This is a genomic window from Stenotrophomonas sp. Steno-Z10-HUANG (genome assembly GCF_056393075.1).
Window position 1 is genome coordinate 335549 of the sequence record NZ_JBWJPA010000001.1, and the last position, 16562, is coordinate 352110.

13 protein-coding genes are annotated in these 16562 nt (G+C 70.0%); 8 read left to right on the forward strand and 5 right to left on the reverse strand.

What is annotated here, in order from left to right; all coding sequences use genetic code 11:
- The first annotated feature begins 107 nt into the window (after window positions 1-107).
- A complete protein-coding gene (locus AC06E6_RS01515) occupies window positions 108-1013 on the forward strand; it encodes a helix-turn-helix transcriptional regulator (RefSeq protein WP_478060070.1) in 906 nt (301 codons plus the stop codon).
- A gap of 45 nt (window positions 1014-1058) precedes the next feature.
- Entirely contained in the window at window positions 1059-3914 is a 2856-nt protein-coding gene (locus AC06E6_RS01520) for a TonB-dependent receptor (protein ID WP_104939506.1), read from the forward strand.
- Window positions 3915-4223: 309 nt separating this feature from the next.
- Here the strand turns inward: AC06E6_RS01520 and AC06E6_RS01525 are convergent, their stop codons facing one another.
- Window positions 4224-5339 carry an HDOD domain-containing protein gene (locus AC06E6_RS01525; RefSeq protein ID WP_240212289.1) on the reverse strand — a complete coding sequence of 372 codons (1116 nt, stop codon included), beginning with the start codon at window positions 5337-5339 and terminating at the stop codon, window positions 4224-4226.
- 153 nt (window positions 5340-5492) lie between these two features.
- The gene (ppa, locus tag AC06E6_RS01530; protein WP_161615496.1) at window positions 5493-6029 is read right to left on the reverse strand and encodes an inorganic diphosphatase; all 537 of its coding nucleotides are present in this window, start codon (window positions 6027-6029) and stop codon (window positions 5493-5495) included.
- A gap of 154 nt (window positions 6030-6183) precedes the next feature.
- Between ppa and AC06E6_RS01535 the strand changes: the two genes are divergently transcribed.
- Window positions 6184-7404, forward strand: a complete 1221-nt coding sequence (locus AC06E6_RS01535; protein ID WP_478060072.1) for a helix-turn-helix domain-containing protein — start codon at window positions 6184-6186, stop codon at window positions 7402-7404.
- 47 nt (window positions 7405-7451) lie between these two features.
- Window positions 7452-8126 (forward strand): Vgb family protein, encoded by a 675-nt coding sequence (locus AC06E6_RS01540; protein ID WP_478060074.1) that lies wholly within the window; start codon window positions 7452-7454, stop codon window positions 8124-8126.
- A gap of 188 nt (window positions 8127-8314) precedes the next feature.
- Here the strand turns inward: AC06E6_RS01540 and AC06E6_RS01545 are convergent, their stop codons facing one another.
- Window positions 8315-10360, reverse strand: coding sequence for a sodium-translocating pyrophosphatase (locus AC06E6_RS01545; protein WP_478060076.1), 2046 nt, complete (start codon window positions 10358-10360; stop codon window positions 8315-8317).
- A gap of 242 nt (window positions 10361-10602) precedes the next feature.
- Between AC06E6_RS01545 and AC06E6_RS01550 the strand changes: the two genes are divergently transcribed.
- Complete coding sequence (locus tag AC06E6_RS01550; protein WP_478060078.1) at window positions 10603-11124, forward strand: hypothetical protein; 522 nt, start codon at window positions 10603-10605, stop codon at window positions 11122-11124.
- A 33-nt stretch (window positions 11125-11157) separates the two neighbouring features.
- Here the strand turns inward: AC06E6_RS01550 and AC06E6_RS01555 are convergent, their stop codons facing one another.
- Complete coding sequence (locus AC06E6_RS01555; protein ID WP_275692499.1) at window positions 11158-11283, reverse strand: hypothetical protein; 126 nt, start codon at window positions 11281-11283, stop codon at window positions 11158-11160.
- 101 nt (window positions 11284-11384) lie between these two features.
- Window positions 11385-12641, reverse strand: a complete 1257-nt coding sequence (locus tag AC06E6_RS01560) for a 6-phosphofructokinase (protein ID WP_104939500.1) — start codon at window positions 12639-12641, stop codon at window positions 11385-11387.
- 149 nt (window positions 12642-12790) lie between these two features.
- Here AC06E6_RS01560 and AC06E6_RS01565 point away from each other — a divergent pair, with 149 nt between their 5' ends.
- The 3 genes from AC06E6_RS01565 to AC06E6_RS01575 all read left to right on the forward strand — a co-directional run bounded on the left by AC06E6_RS01565 (window position 12791) and on the right by AC06E6_RS01575 (window position 15711).
- Window positions 12791-13354 carry an adenylate kinase gene (locus tag AC06E6_RS01565; protein ID WP_104939499.1) on the forward strand — a complete coding sequence of 188 codons (564 nt, stop codon included), beginning with the start codon at window positions 12791-12793 and terminating at the stop codon, window positions 13352-13354.
- Window positions 13355-13652: 298 nt separating this feature from the next.
- The gene (mpl, locus tag AC06E6_RS01570) at window positions 13653-15014 is read left to right on the forward strand and encodes a UDP-N-acetylmuramate:L-alanyl-gamma-D-glutamyl-meso-diaminopimelate ligase (RefSeq protein WP_240212285.1); all 1362 of its coding nucleotides are present in this window, start codon (window positions 13653-13655) and stop codon (window positions 15012-15014) included.
- 88 nt (window positions 15015-15102) lie between these two features.
- Entirely contained in the window at window positions 15103-15711 is a 609-nt protein-coding gene (locus AC06E6_RS01575) for an LON peptidase substrate-binding domain-containing protein (protein WP_240212284.1), read from the forward strand.
- The last annotated feature ends 851 nt before the right edge of the window (window positions 15712-16562 follow it).

Sequence of the window (16562 nt, forward strand, 5' to 3'; positions counted from 1 at the left end):
TCGTTCGCGGTTCCGGAAGAATTCGGAAGGTTCTCGTCGCAACTTCCTGACGACTGCCGCCAGAGTTGGCAAAACCATCGGCCATTGAAGGCAAATGATGGTGAGTCATGCGACAGGTGGCCTGGGTCGATCGCGGCCAGTCGGTTTCGTTCGAGAAGCAGCCGGAGGACGGTCCGCGCCCGAACTGCGTGGGCGTCGCCCGCCTGGGCAGCCTGCAGACATCGGGCACGGTGTTCACGGTGTGGATGCAGCTGCGCGGCAGTGCCTGGGTGGAATCCAGGGAAGGCCGCTTCCGCCTGCGCCAGCGCGAGTGGATCGCGTTCGAGAAGGACTCGCGCCCGCTGATCCAGGCCAGCCGCGACGGGCTGTGCATCGGCGTAGCGCTGGACGCCGCTGCGCTGCGCACCCTGGGTGATCTGGCCGACAGCGGCCTGTATGCCGGCCACGGCGTGATGAGCCGGGCCGAGGCGCGCACCGCGCTGGGCCTGTGGCGCGAGGCCCGGGCACGCGAGCCCGGTTCCCACGTGCTGCGACCGTTGCTGCTGCACGTGGCCTCGCTGCAGCGCGACTTTTCCGAGGGCGTGCAGCGCTGCCCGGGGCGCTCGCGCCTGCGCAAGCGCCAGGTGTTCGGCCGCATGCAGCGCGCGCGCATGTACCTGGAGGGCAACAGCCACCGCGTGGTGCGCATCGGCGAGCTGGCCGAGCTGACCAACTTCTCCAGCTGGTACCTGTCCAAGACCTTCCAGAGCCTGTACGAGGAAAGCCCGCAGTCGCTGTCCGCGCGCCTGCGCCTGGAGCGCGCGGCCCAGCTGCTGCGCGATACCGACATGATGATCAGCGAGGTCGCCGCGGCCAGTGGCTTCGACAACTGCTGCAGTTTCGCCCGGGCCTTCCGCGCGCGTTTCGGGGTTCCTGCCAGCCGCTACCGCGAAGCGGCGTGCGCCAGCCTCCCGCCACATTCGGCAAAGTTTGCGACTGCTTCGCGCAAACCCATGGCTTCGGTACGAACGTAACGTTCAGGGGTGTTTAACACACCACTAACGTAACCGGAGAGATTCATGAAGTTTCGTACTCCCGCAGTGCGGCTGGGCCTGCTCCCGGCCGGCATCGCCATTGCGCTGACCCCCGCTTTCGCCTCCGCGCAGGACGCCGCTGCCGGCGCCACCACGCTGGACCGCCTGGAAGTCACCGGCTCGCGCATCCGCGGCGCCAACATGGAGACGCAGCAGCCGATCCTGACCCTGAGCCGCGAGAACCTGGAAAAGCAGGGCTTCACCTCGGTCGCCGACGTACTGCAGAACATGACCTCGGCCGGCTCGCCGGCCATCTCCCGTTCCGAGGCCCTGGCCTCCGGTGAGAACGTGGGCGGCTACTACATCGACATCCGCAACCTGGGCGCCAACCGCACCCTGGTGCTGATGAACGGCAAGCGCCTGGGCGCCACCACGGGCGGCTACCAGGACCTGAGCCAGATCCCGATGTCGGCCATCGAGCGCATCGAAGTCCTGAAGGACGGCGCCTCGGCCATCTACGGTTCGGACGCCATCGCCGGCGTGGTCAACGTGATCACCCGCAAGCGCTTCGACGGCGCCGAAGCGCAGGTCTACCTGGGCCAGTACGGCGAGGGCGACGGCGAAACCAACCAGTACTCCTTCACCATGGGCTCGGAAGGCGAGCGCGGTGGCATCACCCTGTCCGCCGAGTACTCCAAGCAGGACCCGGTGATGGCCAAGGACCGCTGGTTCTCCCGTGACGGCGGCAAGGGCCCCAACACCACCGCCGGTGACCTGAGCCCGATCGGCCCGAACGGCGTGTGGTGCGATCCGCGCGTGTTCGGCGACTGCAAGCCGACCAAGGACAAGAGCCCGATCTGGCAGACGCTGAATCCGGGCGGCGATCCGACCAACCCGAACGACTACCACCCGATCACCCCGGCCGAATACGCCAACGCCAACCAGCAGATGATGCTGCAGACCGGCATCGAGCGTAAGTCGGTCTACGTGAACGGCAACTACGATTTCACCGACAGCGTGTCGTTCAACGCCGACATCCTGTACAACGAGCGCACCACCGATCAGCAGATCGCCGGTTACCCGTACCAGTCGCAGTCGTTCGGCACCCCGCTGTCGGCTGACAGCGCGTTCAACCCGATCGGCCAGGACGTCGAGTTCCGCCGCCGCCTGTGGGAAATGCCGCGCACCACCGAAAGCAAGCTGAAGACCCTGCGCTTCGCGCCGACCATCAGCGGCTTCTTCGAGTTCGCCGACAAGTCGTTCGACTGGAACGTCGGTGCGCTGTTCAACCGCAACGAGTCGACCAAGACCAACCACGGCGACATGAGCCTGATCGCCGCGCGCCAGGCCCTGGGCCCGTCGTTCATCGATGCCAACGGCGTTGCCCGCTGCGGTACCGCGGCCAAGCCGATCGAAGGCTGCTATGCGTGGAACCCGCTGCTGCCGGCCGGCGTTGCCGGCCCGGGCTCGCTGGCCGACAAGGACCTGCAGAACTTCCTGTTCCCGTCCTTCACCACCACCGGCGTGACCAAGACCACGTCGTTCACCGCTGACCTGGCCGGTTCGATCATGACCCTGCCGGCAGGCGACCTGGGCTTCGCCATCGGCGTCGAGCACCGCGAGGAAGAAGGCCGCTTCGTGCCGGACGCCTTCATGCAGTCGGGCGAATACACCGGCCTGGGCCAGACCACCACCAACGGCAAGTACGAGCTGGACGAGGTCTACCTCGAGCTGAACGTGCCGGTGCTGGCCGACATGGCCTTCGCCAAGGAACTGACCGTCAACGTTGCCGGCCGTTACTCGGACTACAGCAACTTCGGTGGCACCGTGAACGGCAAGTTCGGCGTGACCTGGCGGCCGATGGATGAGCTGCTGGTCCGCGGCACCTACGCCGAAGGCTTCCGCGCACCGTCGGTCGACAACATGTACGGCGGCCTGGGTTCGAGCTTCGAGAAGTACACCGATCCGTGCTCGGTCGGCGTGGCCGGCAGCGTCGCCGGCAATGCCGCCTGCACCGCCGCGGGCGTCGCACCGGACTACAAGCAGCTGGGTCAGGGCCTGATTCCGTGCACCACCTGGCCGTGCGCCACCCCGGATCAGTTCATCTCCGGTTCCAACCCGAACCTGAAGCCGGAAACCTCCACCAGCAAGACCGTGGGTCTGGTGTGGAGCCCGCGCTGGGTGCAGGGCCTGGACATCTCGCTTGACTGGTACAACTACCAGATCAAGGACATGATCATCTCCGACAGCGTCGACCGCATCCTGCGCGACTGCTACGTGCTGGGCAACAGCAGCCGTTGCGCCGGCATCGTGCGCGCCGCCGATGGTCACATCAGCGAGATGTTCTACGGCCTGGCCAACCTGGGCCAGATGGAAACCGAAGGCTATGACCTGGGTGTCAAGTACCGCCTGCCGGAGCTGGCCATCGGCCAGATCTCGCTGGATTGGCAGACCACCTACACCGCCAAGTACGATGAAGTCGGCCAGAACAAGGCCGGCGACACCATCATCATCGGCAACGTCGGCAGCCCGGGCATCTTCCGCGTGCGTTCGAACCTGGGCGTGAACTGGGAGTACGGCAACTTCGGTGCCAACTACACCGCGCGCTACTACTCGGGCATGAAGGAAGGCTGCGTCAGCCTGGCCGACGGCTGGTGCGACCTGGCCGACCGTTACGCCAATGGCGAGTGGGAGCCGCTGCGCAGCACCGGTTCCAACACCTTCCACGACCTGCAGGTCAGCTACAAGGCGCCGTGGGATGCCACCATCGCCCTGGGTGCGAACAACGTGTTCAACCACCGTGGTTCGCTGCAGTACTCGGCGCCGAACAGCGATTTCGCCTACTACGGCGGCTTCGACATCGGTCGCTACATCTACATGAAGTACACCCAGCGCTTCTGATCCATCGAAGTCCTGTGCAACACGACGAAGGGCGGGCCGCAAGGCCCGCCCTTCTTCTTTGCGCGCGCCGCCTGCGCATACCGGGGGAGTCCGTTGGCAGCAGGCAGCGTACGCGTCCGCGGCCCGCCCGCGCTGGCGCGGATGCGCGCGTGCGCCCGTTGCCGCTGTCGCACGCTACCAGTGCCGCCTTGACCGCAATTTCCGTACGTACAGGTGCGGAAGCGGGAGGCCGGACGCGGAAACGGAAACGGAAACGGAAACGGCCGCAGGAGATGCGGCCGTTCCGGGGTATGCAGGGCGGGGGCCGCCTCAGGCGATGGCGGACAGCCCGGCGAGGTCGCTGGCCATCTCGCGCCAGCCCTCCAGCCGCGGCAACACCGCGGTGCGCTGCAGGTAGTCTTCGTCCACCGGATTGCCGCTGGCCAGGGCCGTGGCCACGTGCACCGCGCCGGTGACCCAGAAACTGCGCACGTTCGAGCGCTGCGGCTGCAGGTGAAACGCCACCGCCTCGATGATCGGCATCGGCAGCCCCCACAGCCCCAGCAGGTAGGCACCGGCCTCGTCGTGGCCGGGCCGGTCGTCGCCCTCGGCCGCCGGTTCGCGCGCGTCGCGCACGCCCGGCAGCAGCAGGCCGATGTCGGCCAGCAACGCCGCGGTCGAACCCAGCTCGGCGCTGGAGGACGGCAGCATTTTCGCCGCCAGCCGCGAGGCGGCCAGGGCGCGGGCCTGCAGCGCGTTGCGCTCGGCCGGGGACAACGACGGCACCGAGAACACCTCGCTGGCCAGCACCAGGTCGCGCAGCGTGGACAGGCCCAGCCGGGTCACCGCGCCGCGCAGGTCGGAAATCGCCCGGCCGCTGTTGAAGAACGCGGAATTGGACAGCTGCAGCACCTTGGCGGCGATCGCCGGGTCGGCCGAGACCAGCTTGGCGATGTCGCTGGCGTCGCTGTTCTCGTCCTCTTCCAGCGCGTGCATCAGGCTCAGGTACAGGTGCGGCGGCGACGGCAGCTTCTCGATGCGGCCGATGGCGGCGCGCAGCCGCGGGCTGTCCAGCAGGTCGCGCAGTTCCTCCAGGCTGGTCAGCGCTTCCAGCAGCACTTCCGGCGACAGCGGCAGCGGCAGGAACCGATGCGCCACGCCGATGATGCGCGCCGAGGGCGCGCGCTGGCTCTGCGCGGCTTCGATCAGCGCGATGCGGATCGTTTCCGGGCGCAGGGTGCGGATCTGGCCGAGCAGGGTGGCAGGCGTGAGGTCGGGCAGCGCCGGGGCGACGATCACCGCGTCGATCGTGCTCGACGCCACCGTGGCGATGGCGGCATTGCCGTCCGGGGCGCTCTGGACCTGCCAGTCCTCGCCCAGGTCGGTGATGTACTCGAGGAGATCGGCCGACAGGCTGGCTTCGTCGCCGACTAGCAGGATACGCAAGACATTTCCCCCAATGGAACCGTCCGGCCGAACTGGAACAGGCCGGTAACCCGGCCTGTCAATGTAGCGGAACACCCGGCCGCGGTCATGCACCGGGCGGATGAAACGTGATGCTCGTCGCTGGCGGCGGCATGGCGCCGCCGCCAGCGTGGCTCAGCCCTGCTTGGCCACGAAGGTCTCGTGCGCCTGGACCAGGATGCGCTTGGCCTCGGCGGCGTCGCCCCAGCCTTCGATCTTGACCCACTTGCCCTTTTCCAGGTCCTTGTAGTGCTCGAAGAAGTGGCCGATGCGCTCCAGCCAGTGGCTGGATACCTGGGCGATGTCCTCGACGTGGCCATAGCCGCTGAAGATCTTCGCCACCGGCACGGCCAGGATCTTCTCGTCGCTGCCGGCTTCGTCGCTCATCTTCAGCACGCCCACCGGGCGGCAGCGCACCACCGAACCGGGCACCAGCGGCAGCGGCAGCACCACCAGCACGTCGGCCGGGTCGCCGTCGCCGCACAGGGTGCTGGGGACATAGCCGTAGTTGCAGGGGTAGCGCATCGGCGTGGAGAGGATGCGGTCGACGAAGATCGCGCCCGATTCCTTGTCCACTTCGTACTTCACCGGCTCCGAATCCTTCGGGATCTCGATGATGACGTTGATTTCTTCCGGGGGGTTCTTGCCCGCGGAAACGAGTTCCAGACCCATGCGCTGCTCCGAATCGTGCGTTTGACAGAAAGGCGGCATTCTACGCCTGCCGCTGGTGCGGCGCACCAAAGCCCGCCAGGCGGCGCGGCCACCGGCGCCGGTCCGCCGGGGCCGGCCGGGTGCAGGGCGGGGCACGGACGGGTAGCCTGCCGGCATGGATTCGCTGATCGCCGCCTCCGCGCGCGCCCTGGCCAGCGGCGATGTCCTGGCCGCGCTCAACCACGTGGCGCTGCGCGAGGACCCGGCGGCGCTGGCCCTGCGCGGGATCGCCATGGCCCGGCTCGGTGAGCTGGCGCGCGCGCGCGGGCTGCTGCGCCGGGCGCGGCGCGGCTTCGGCACGCACGAGGGGCTGGCGCGGGCGCGCTGCGCGCTGGCCGACGCGGAGGTGGCGCTGGCGATGCGCGAGCTCGGCGGTTCGCCGGCGCCGCTGCGTGCGCTGGCGGCGCAGCTGCAGGCGCACGGCGACCAGGGCAATGCACTGCAGGCCTGGTTGATCCTGGCGCGCCGCTGGCTGCTGCTCGGCAGGCTGCCGCAGGCCGCCGATGCGCTGTCGCGCCTGGACGGCCAGCGGATGCCGCCGGCGCTGGCGGCGATGGCCGGGCTGACCGCCGCGGCGCTGGCGCTGCGTGCGCTGCGGGTGGCCGCGGCGCGCGCGGCGCTCGAGGCCGCGGACGTGGCCGCGGGTGCGGCCGGCATCGCCGCGCTGCAGGCGGAAGTCGCCGCCGCCCGCGCGGAACTGGAGCAGCCCGCCGCGCGTTGCCTCGGCGGCGGCGTGGACGTGCCGCTGCGGATCGGGCAGGTGCAGGCCCTGCTGGCGTCCGGCGCGCTGGTCGTGGATGGCTGCCGCCGGGGCGTGCGGCAGGGCCGCCGCTGGCACTCGCTGGTGCGGCGCCCGGTACTGCTCGCCCTGGCCCGTGCGCTGGCCGAAGCCTGGCCGGGCGACGTCGAGCGCGACGCGCTGGTCGCCCGCGTATTCGGCATGCGCCACCGCGACGACAGCCTGCGCGCGCGGCTGCGGGTGGAAATCGGCCGCCTGCGCGCGCTGGTCGCGGCGGTGGCCGGCATCGAAGCCACGCCCGGCGGATTCCGGCTGGTGCCGCATGCCACGGATACGGTGAGGGTGCTGGCGCCGCCGTTCGAGGGCGCCCAGGCCGCGCTCGTGGCGCTGCTCGCCGATGGCGCCGGCTGGTCCACCTCGGCGCTGGCCCTGGCACTGGGCGGCAGCCAGCGCAACGTGCAGAGGGCGCTGGTTGAGCTGGAGGCGGCCGGGCGCGTGCGCCCGCGCGGACGCGGCCGCGCGCAGCGCTGGTGGTCGCTGCCGCCCGGTGGATTCACGACGATCTTGTTACTCCCCGCCGCGCTGCCGGTTGACTAGGGTCACCGGCAGGCACCGAATCCCCGATGTGCCAGGAGAGCGCAGCAATGAACACAGGAAACCCTGCCCCCGGCGTGGCCGCCACCCCGGTCCGCCCGGCCGAAGTGGTACGCGACTACGGCCCGTTCGCCGACGCCGATTGCATCCACGGCGTGAGCTTCGACGGCCACAACGTGTGGGCCGCCACCGGCGCGGCGCTGGTGGCCTTCGACCCGCGCGATGGCGCGCTGGTCCGCACCCTGGCCCTGCCATGCGATGCCGGCACCGCCTTCGACGGCACCCACCTGTACCAGATCGCCGAAGCGCGCATCGACAAGATCGACCCGCGCAGCGGGCGGGTGCTGTCCTCGATCCCCGCGCCCGGCGCCGGCGCCGATTCCGGCATGGCCTGGGCCGAGGGCAGCCTGTGGGTGGGGCAGTGCCGCCAGCGCCGGATCCACCAGATCGATCCGGCCGATGGCACGGTCCTGCGCACCATCGAATCGGATCGCTTCGTCACCGGCGTCACCTGGGTGGACGGCCAGCTGTGGCACGGCACCGGCGAGGGCGAGGAGAGCGACATCCGCCGTGTCGATCCGCAGGACGGCACCGTACTGGAACGCCTGCGCATGCCGCCGGGCATCAGCGTCAGCGGCCTGGAGGCCGACGGCGGCGACCTGTTCTATTGCGGCGGCGGCCGCAGCGGGCGGGTGCATGCGGTGAAGCGGCCACGCGCGCGCTGAACCGCGTGTGTCGGGCCGCTGCGGTGCACCCCGTGCCGCGGGCCGCGGCCTGATCCGGGGCGTGCCCCGGCGTGGCACCGGCAGCAGGCGGCGATGTCCTGGCCGCGGCTGCGGGGCCAGCGCCCGGCTGCGCTGCCCTTCCGCCGCGGATCGGGGAAGGGCAGCGCAGCGCGGGAAGCGGGCGCCGGTTACAGCAGCGGCACCAGCAGCAGCGCCACGATGTTGATGATCTTGATCAGCGGGTTGATCGCCGGGCCGGCCGTGTCCTTGTAGGGGTCGCCGACGGTGTCGCCGGTCACCGCGGCCTTGTGCGCCTCGCTGCCCTTGCCGCCGAAGTGGCCGTCCTCGATGTATTTCTTGGCGTTGTCCCAGGCACCGCCGCCGGTGGTCATCGAGATCGCCACGAAGATGCCGGTGACGATGGTGCCGATCAGCAGCCCGCCCAGCGCTTCGGGCCCGAGCAGCAGGCCGACCACGATCGGCACCGCCACCGGCAGCAGCGACGGCACGATCATTTCCCGGATGGCCGAGCGGGTCAGCATGTCCACCGCCTTGTCGTACTGCGGCTTGCCGCTGCCGTCCATGATCCCGGCGATCTCGCGGAACTGGCGGCGCACTTCCTCGACCACCGCGCCGGCGGCGCGGCCCACCGCCTCCATCGCCATCGCGCCGAACAGGTAGGGGATCAGGCCGCCGACCAGCAGGCCGATGATCACCCGGTGGTCGGACAGGTCGAACAGGAACGACCTGCCCGGGTGTGCCGCCTGCAGGTTGTGGGTGTAGTCGGCGAACAGCACCAGCGCGGCCAGCGCCGCCGAGCCGATCGCATAGCCCTTGGTCACCGCCTTGGTGGTGTTGCCCACCGCATCGAGCGGGTCGGTGATGTCGCGGATCTCCGGCGGCAGCTCGGCCATCTCGGCGATGCCGCCGGCGTTGTCGGTGATCGGCCCGTAGGCGTCGAGCGCGACGATCATGCCGGCCATCGACAGCATCGCGGTGGCGGCGATGGCGATGCCGTACAGGCCACCGTGCAGATATGCGAACCAGATCGCCGCGCACACCGCCACCACTGGCAGCGCGCTGGACTTCATCGACACGCCCAGCCCGGCGATGATGTTGGTGCCATGGCCGGTGGTGGAGGCCTTGGCCACGTGCTGCACCGGCTTGTACTGGGTGCCGGTGTAGTACTCGGTTATCCACACGATCAGCCCGGTCAGCAGCAGGCCGATCAGGGCACAGATGTAGAGGTTCATCGCGCCGTGGGCGTTGTCACCCATCAGCGCGGTGGTGATCGGGTAGAACGCGATCGCCGCCAGCACGCCGGAGACGATCACGCCCTTGTACAGCGCGCCCATGATGTTGGGCTTGCTGCCGGAGACCTTGACGAACATCGCGCCGATGATCGAGGCGAGGATCGATACGCCGCCCAGTACCAGCGGATACAGCACCGCGTTCCTGCCAGCGAAGTCGGCCGAGCCCGGCACCATCATCATGCCGCCCAGCAGCATGGTGGCGATCACCGTCACCGCGTAGGTCTCGAACAGGTCGGCGGCCATGCCGGCGCAGTCGCCGACGTTGTCGCCGACGTTGTCGGCGATCACCGCCGGGTTGCGCGGGTCGTCCTCGGGAATGCCGGCTTCGACCTTGCCCACCAGGTCGGCGCCCACGTCCGCGCCCTTGGTGAAGATGCCGCCGCCCAGTCGCGCGAAGATCGAGATCAGCGACGAGCCGAACGCCAGCCCGACCAGCGCGTGCAGGTTGTCGGCCTGCGCCAGGCCCAGCTGCTGCAGCACGAAGTAGTAGCCGGCCACGCCCAGCAGGCCCAGCCCCACCACCAGCATGCCGGTGATCGCGCCGCCCTTGAAGGCCACGTCCATCGCCGCGCCCATGCCGTTGCGCGCGGCCTCGGCGGTGCGCACGTTGGCGCGCACCGAGACGTTCATGCCGATGTAGCCGGCCACGCCGGACAGCACCGCGCCGACCGCGAAGCCGACCGCGGTGTACCAGCTCAGGAACACGCCCACCAGCACGAACAGCACCACGCCGGCGATGGCGATGGTCAGGTACTGGCGGTTGAGGTAGGCGCGCGCGCCTTCCTGGATCGCCGAGGCGATTTCCTGCATGCGTGCGTTGCCGGCCGGCTGGCGCAATATCCAGCGGGCGGCGAACAGACCATAGGCGATGGCGATGACCGCGCAGGCCAGCGCGAAGACGAGACCGTAGTGTTCCAGCATGAACCCCTCCAGCACAGGTGGATGTCGTCCAGCAGCGCTGAACGCGGGACACGCCGGGGATGAAGCACTGGAACAGACCCGGAGCCATGCAGCGGCCGTGGTACGTGTCGCGGTGTTCAACGTTTCCTGGAGCTGCGGCGAGTATGGGTCAGCTGCCGTTCACTGTCACGGGCCGGCGCGCTTGCCCTGCCGTTCAGCGCCGCGCTGGCACCGTGCGGCTTTCCCTGACGCGAGGCGGGCCGATGAAAGTGCGGCGTGGAAAGTGGTCGATACCGTTGCTGGCGCTGTTGCCGCTGGCTGCCGGCGCGCAGGTGCCGGCGGCCACGCAACCGGAAATCCAGCGCCCGCCGGGCACGCCGCAGGCGGTGGGCGCGGTGCATACCGTGCGCCAGATCCCCGAGGCCTGCGTGCGCATCGAAGGCCGCTTCACCGGCCAGGCCGACGCACCCTACGCCATGCAGCCGGTACGCACCGACGCGCGCTGCCAGCCGCGCGCGGCGCTGCTGGACTTCGCCCGGGTGCGGCCCGGCGAGGACGGGTGGCGGCTCAACGACCGCATCCGCATACCGGCCGCGGCCTGTCCCGGCCAGCAGGCGGTGGTCGAAGTCTGGCGGCGCCCGGTCGAGCAACCGCTGGTCCGCGACGGGCAGGGCCAGGTGCGCGTGTACCTGGGCGAAGCGCGGCAGCAGGCCGATGCCGGCAAACTCGCGTCACTGCCCGCGTTCGCGGTGCGGATGACCCTGCAGGGCACGCCCTGCCGCTGAGGCGGACGCGTCGCCGCGCCCGCGGTTGCCCACTCAGGCCGCCGCCTGCGCGGGGCCCGCGTCGTGCCCGGCCAGGTGCTGGCCCAGGCGATAGCCTGCGGCGCCGATCAGGCAGGCCAGAAGGAAGCCGAGCATGCCGATCAATATCCTGCGGGTCATGGCGTCGTGCCTGTGCGGGAAACACGGCGCCACGATGCCGCCGCGCGTGCCGCCGCGCACCTGCCTGAAGTCACCGCGACGCACGCCAGGGCGCTGCCGGCTCAGCCCTCCCAGACCGGCAGTTTCCTGGCGACCGCCACGTTCTTCAGGGTCACGTACTTCGGCAGACCGTCGCGGCCCCATGGCAGCGGCGCTTCGCCGCGGATCAGCGGCTGCAGGTAGCGGCGCGCCTTGTCGGTAATGCCGAAGCCGTCCCGGCGGATGAAGCCGGCCGGCATCTTCTTCTCGTGGTTGGCCACCCTGGACAGCGGCGCGGCCTCGATCTTCCAGCGGTACGGCGTGTCGCCGGTACGCACGATCACCGGCATCACCGAATTGCGGCCTTCCAGCGCGAACCGCACCGCCGCCCTGCCCACCGCCTGCGCCTGCTCCCAGTCGGTCTTCGAGGCGACGTGGCGGGCCGAGCGCTGCAGATAGTCCGGCAGGGTCCAGTGCACCTTGTAGCCCAGTTCGGCCTTGACCCGGCCGGCCAGGTAGGAGGCCACGCCGCCGAGCTGGGTATGTCCGAAGGAGTCGGTGGCGCCGCCGGCGTCGGCGACGAAGCGGCCGTCGGCGTCCTGTATGCCCTCGCTGGCGACCACCACGCACCAGCCCACCTTCGCCACCACCTGCTTCACTTTCGCCAGGAAGGCGGCTTCGTCGTAGGCGCGTTCGGGCAGCAGGATGATCTGCGGTGCCTCGTCGGGATTCTCCCCGGCCAGCCCGGCCGCGGCGGCCAGCCAGCCGGCATGGCGGCCCATCGCCTCGTAGATGAAGACCCGGGTGGAGGTCTCGGCCATCGCCGCCACGTCCAGCGCCGCCTCGCGCACCGACACCGCGGTGTACTTGGCCGCCGAGCCGAAGCCGGGGCAGGTATCGGTGACCGCCAGGTCGTTGTCGATGGTCTTGGGCACGCCCACGCAGGTCAGCGGGTAGCCGAACTCGCGGGCCAGCTGCGAGACCTTGAGCGCGGTGTCGGCCGAATCGTTGCCGCCGTTGTAGAGGAACCAGCGCACGTCGTGCGCCCGCAACACGTCCAGCAGGCGCTCGTAGCGGGCCCGGTCCGCTTCCAGCGACTTGAGCTTGTAGCGGCACGAGCCGAACGCGCCGCCTGGGGTGTGGGCCAGCGCGGCGATGCTCGCGGCCGACTCGCGGGAGGTGTCGACCAGGTCCTCGCGCAGCGCGCCCAGGATGCCGTTGCGTGCCGCCAACACCTTGATTTTCTTCGCCCTGGCTTCGGCGATGACCGCCGAGGCGGTGGCGTTGATGACGGCGGTCACGCCACCGGACTGGGCGTAGAGCAGGGTACCTTTGGACATGGGCGGGGTTCTCTGGGCGGGGGACATTTCCGGGACATTGGCCGGATGCGGTAAGCTGCGTTATTGCGGTGCAGCGTGAATCGGCCCATGAGTCTAACGCCGCTGTCCGTCCCTGAAAGAAACGTCCTCTACATACAAGGGAGTCAGGAATGCGATTGGTTCTGTTGGGACCGCCCGGTTCGGGCAAGGGCACGCAGGCGACCCGCCTGAAGGAAGAGCTGGGGATTCCGCACATCTCCACCGGCGACCTGCTGCGCGCCGAAGTGGCCGCCGGCACCGAGCTGGGCAAGCAGGCCAAGGCGGTGATGGACGCCGGCAACCTGGTGTCCGACGACATCCTGCTGGGCATGCTCGAAGCGCGCCTGGCGCAGGCCGACGTCGCCAACGGCTTCATCCTCGACGGTTACCCGCGCAACGTGGCCCAGGCCAACGCGCTGGGCGAACTGCTGGCGCGCCTGCAGCAGCCGCTGGACGCGATCGTGCAGCTGGACGTGCCGACCGAACTGCTGGTCGAGCGCATCGCCGGCCGCGCCAAGGAGCAGGGCCGCGCCGACGACAACCCCGAATCGGTGCGCCAGCGCCTGCAGGTCTACAACGATTCCACCGCGCCGGTGATCGACTTCTACGCCGGCAAGGGCACCCTGGCCCGGGTCGACGGCGTCGGCGCGCTGGACGAGGTGCTGGCCCGCATCCTGGCGGCGATCAAGCGCTGATGCCCGGCTTTCCGCTCCGGACCTGCGCCGGAGCGGGCGCATGAAGAACGCCCCGGGCCATTGGCTGGTCCGGGGCGTTCGTCGTTGCAGGGGCCAGCAGGTGGGCGTGCTCAGAGCCCCGCAGCATGAGCTCCCTGGGGATGGCCTCTTGGGGAGTAGGACCTGAGGGATACTGCGGCTGGCCCGTGCATTCTCGGTATGAATGCCCCCGGGTGGTATAGGAGTTTTCCCTACACGTCGGTAAGGGTAATGCCGGGGTGACATACCCGCGCGCCGGCGCATCGGCGACAATCGGCGCATGAGCAAGCTCCATATCCTCGGCATCGCCGGTACTTTCATGGGCGGCGTGGCCGCCCTGGCCCGCGAACTCGGCCACACGGTCGAAGGCAGCGACCAGGCGGTGTACCCGCCCATGTCCACCCAACTGGAAACGCTGGGCATCAGCCTGGCCCAGGGCTACCTGCCCGGCAACATCGGCGCCGACTGCGACGAGGTCGTGATCGGCAACGCGCTGTCGCGCGGCAACCCCGCGGTGGAGGCGGTGCTGGACGCCGGCCGGCGCTACACCAGCGGCGCGCAGTGGCTGGCCGAAAACGTACTGCCGGGCCGTGACACGCTGGCCGTGGCCGGTACCCACGGCAAGACCACGACGACCACCATCCTGGCCTTCCTGCTGCAGGCCGCCGGGCGCGAGCCGGGCTTCCTGATCGGTGGCGTGGCCGAGGATTTCGGCGTGTCGGCGCGGCTGGGCAGCGGCCGCGAGTTCGTGGTCGAGGCCGACGAGTACGACACCGCGTTTTTCGACAAGCGCAGCAAGTTCGTCCACTACCGGCCGCTGGTGGCGATCCTCAACAACCTGGAATACGACCACGCCGACATCTTCCCCGACGTGGCCGCGATCCAGCGCCAGTTCCACCACCTGGTGCGCACCGTGCCCGGGCGCGGCCGGCTGATCGTCAACGGCGAGGACGCGCGCCTGGCCGAGGTGCTGGCAATGGGCTGCTGGACGCCGGTGGAGCGCTTCGGGTTCGATCCCGCGCTGGAATGGAGCGCGCGCCTGGTCGAACCGGACGGCAGCGCGTTCGCGGTGCTGCACCAGGGCGTGGACGTGGCGCAGGTGCGCTGGCCGCTGCTGGGGCGGCACAACGTGCTCAACGGCCTGGCCGCGCTGGCCGCCGCGCATGCGGTGGGCGTGGACGTGGCCGCGGTGGCACCGGCGCTGGCCGGCTTCCACAGCGTCAAGCGCCGCCTGGAGGTGATCGGGCAGGCGCGCGGCGTGACCGTCTACGACGATTTCGCGCACCATCCCACCGCCATCCACACCACGCTGCAAGGCCTGCGCGCGAAGGTCGGGGCGGCGCGGATCGTGGTGGCGATGGAGCCGCGCAGCAATTCGATGCGGCTGGGCGCGCATGCCGCGGCACTGGCGCCATCGCTGGACATCGCCGACGCGGTGGTGTTCCTGGCCCGCCCGGAGCTGCCGTGGGATGCGGCCGCGGTGATCGCGGCGGTACGCGGCCAGGCGCAGGCGGTGGCCGATACCGATGCGCTGCTGGCGCGGCTGGGCGAAGCGGTACGCGACGGCGACCATGTGGTGTTCATGTCCAACGGCGGCTTCGACGGCGCGCCGCGCCGCTTCCTGGCGCAGTTGCAGGGCTGATGCCGCGACCCGTCGCGGCGCGGGGGGCGCGACGGTCATGCGCTACCCTCGTCCGCGATTCCCCCGTTTCCGGAGCCTGGCCCGGCCGATGACCGACACGCAGACCCTGTCCCTGTTCCCGCTGCATGCCGTACTGCTGCCCGGCGCCGCGCTCGGCCTGCGCGTGTTCGAGCCGCGCTACCTGGACCTGCTGCGCGAATGTGGCCGCCACGGCAGCACCTTCGGCATCTGCCTGATCCTGGACGGCGAAGAAGTCGGTGCGCCGGCCACGCCCGCGGCCTGGGGCGTGGAGGCGCTGGTCGAGGATTTCGATGTCGGCGCCGACGGCGTGCTGCAACTGCGCCTGCGCGGCGGCCGCCGTTTCCACGTCGCGCGCACGCGGGTGCGCGACAACGGCCTGGTGGTGGGCGATATCCACTGGCGCGAGCCGGACCACGACGACGAGCTGCGCCCGGAGCATGCGCTGCTGGGCCTGCTGCTGGAACGCATCCTGGAGCAGGCCGGGGGCGAGTTCGCCGGCGCCGGCCCGGCGCAGCTGGACCAGGCGGCATGGGTGGGCTGGCGGCTGGCCGAACTGCTGCCGCTGGACGAAGCGCAGCGGCTGGTGCTGCTGCAGGAAGACGACCCGCACCGGCGGCTGGAACAACTGCTCACCTGGATCCCCGATTTCGAGCCGCCGCCGGAATCCGACCTGTAGAGGCGGGGCAAGCCCTGCATCTACGGAGAGCGCGAATTGCACCGGTGCGCGTAGGTGCCGGGCTTGCCCGGCACGGGGCTTTACCGGGAAGGCTTCATGCAGGGCAAGCCCTGCATCTACGGAGGGCGGGAATTACACCGGTGCATGTAGGTGCCGGGCTCGCCCGGCACGGGGCTTTACCGGGAAGGCTTCATGCAGGGCAAGCCCTGCCTCTACGGAGAGCGCGAATTGCGGCGGTGCGCGTAGGTGCCGGGCTTGCCCGGCACGGGGCTTCACCGGGAAGACTTCATGCAGGGCAAGCCCTGCATCTACGGAGGGCGCGAATTGCACCGCTGCGCGTAGGTGCCGGGCTCGCCCGGCACGGGGCTTTACCGGGAGGCTTCATGCAGGGCAAGCCCTGCATCTACGGAGTGCGGGAATTGCGGCGGTGCGCGTAGGTGCCGCGCTCGCCCGGCACGGGGCTTTACCGGGAAGGCTTCATGCAGGGCAAGCCCTGCATCTACGGAGAGCGGGAATTGCACCGCTGCGCGTAGGTGCCGGGCTCGCCCGGCACGGGGCTTTACCGGGAGGCTTCATGCAGGGCAAGCCCTGCATCTACGGAGGGCGCAAATTGCGGCGGTGCGCGTAGTGCCGGGCTCTCCCGGCACGGGGCTTCACCGGGAAGGCTTCATGCAGGGCAAGCCCTGCATCTACGCAGAGCGGGAATTGCGGCGGTGCGCGTAGGTGCCGGGCTTGCCCGGCACGGGGCTTTACCGGGAAGGCTTGATGCAGGGCAAGCCCTGCATCTACGGAGTGCGGGAATTGAGGCGGTGCGCGTAGGTGCCGGGCTCGCCCGGCACGGGCTTCACCGG

What these genes read in the sequence shown, in the direction of transcription:
- AC06E6_RS01515 (WP_478060070.1), top strand. Translation starts at nt 108, where the DNA reads ATGCGACAGGTGGCCTGGGTCGATCGCGGCCAGTCGGTTTCGTTCGAG.
- AC06E6_RS01520 (WP_104939506.1), top strand. Translation starts at nt 1,059, where the DNA reads ATGAAGTTTCGTACTCCCGCAGTGCGGCTGGGCCTGCTCCCGGCCGGC.
- ppa (WP_161615496.1), bottom strand. Translation starts at nt 6,029, where the DNA reads ATGGGTCTGGAACTCGTTTCCGCGGGCAAGAACCCCCCGGAAGAAATC.
- AC06E6_RS01535 (WP_478060072.1), top strand. Translation starts at nt 6,184, where the DNA reads ATGGATTCGCTGATCGCCGCCTCCGCGCGCGCCCTGGCCAGCGGCGAT.
- AC06E6_RS01540 (WP_478060074.1), top strand. Translation starts at nt 7,452, where the DNA reads ATGAACACAGGAAACCCTGCCCCCGGCGTGGCCGCCACCCCGGTCCGC.
- AC06E6_RS01545 (WP_478060076.1), bottom strand. Translation starts at nt 10,360, where the DNA reads ATGCTGGAACACTACGGTCTCGTCTTCGCGCTGGCCTGCGCGGTCATC.
- AC06E6_RS01550 (WP_478060078.1), top strand. Translation starts at nt 10,603, where the DNA reads ATGAAAGTGCGGCGTGGAAAGTGGTCGATACCGTTGCTGGCGCTGTTG.
- AC06E6_RS01555 (WP_275692499.1), bottom strand. Translation starts at nt 11,283, where the DNA reads ATGACCCGCAGGATATTGATCGGCATGCTCGGCTTCCTTCTGGCCTGC.
- AC06E6_RS01560 (WP_104939500.1), bottom strand. Translation starts at nt 12,641, where the DNA reads ATGTCCAAAGGTACCCTGCTCTACGCCCAGTCCGGTGGCGTGACCGCC.
- AC06E6_RS01565 (WP_104939499.1), top strand. Translation starts at nt 12,791, where the DNA reads ATGCGATTGGTTCTGTTGGGACCGCCCGGTTCGGGCAAGGGCACGCAG.
- mpl (WP_240212285.1), top strand. Translation starts at nt 13,653, where the DNA reads ATGAGCAAGCTCCATATCCTCGGCATCGCCGGTACTTTCATGGGCGGC.
- AC06E6_RS01575 (WP_240212284.1), top strand. Translation starts at nt 15,103, where the DNA reads ATGACCGACACGCAGACCCTGTCCCTGTTCCCGCTGCATGCCGTACTG.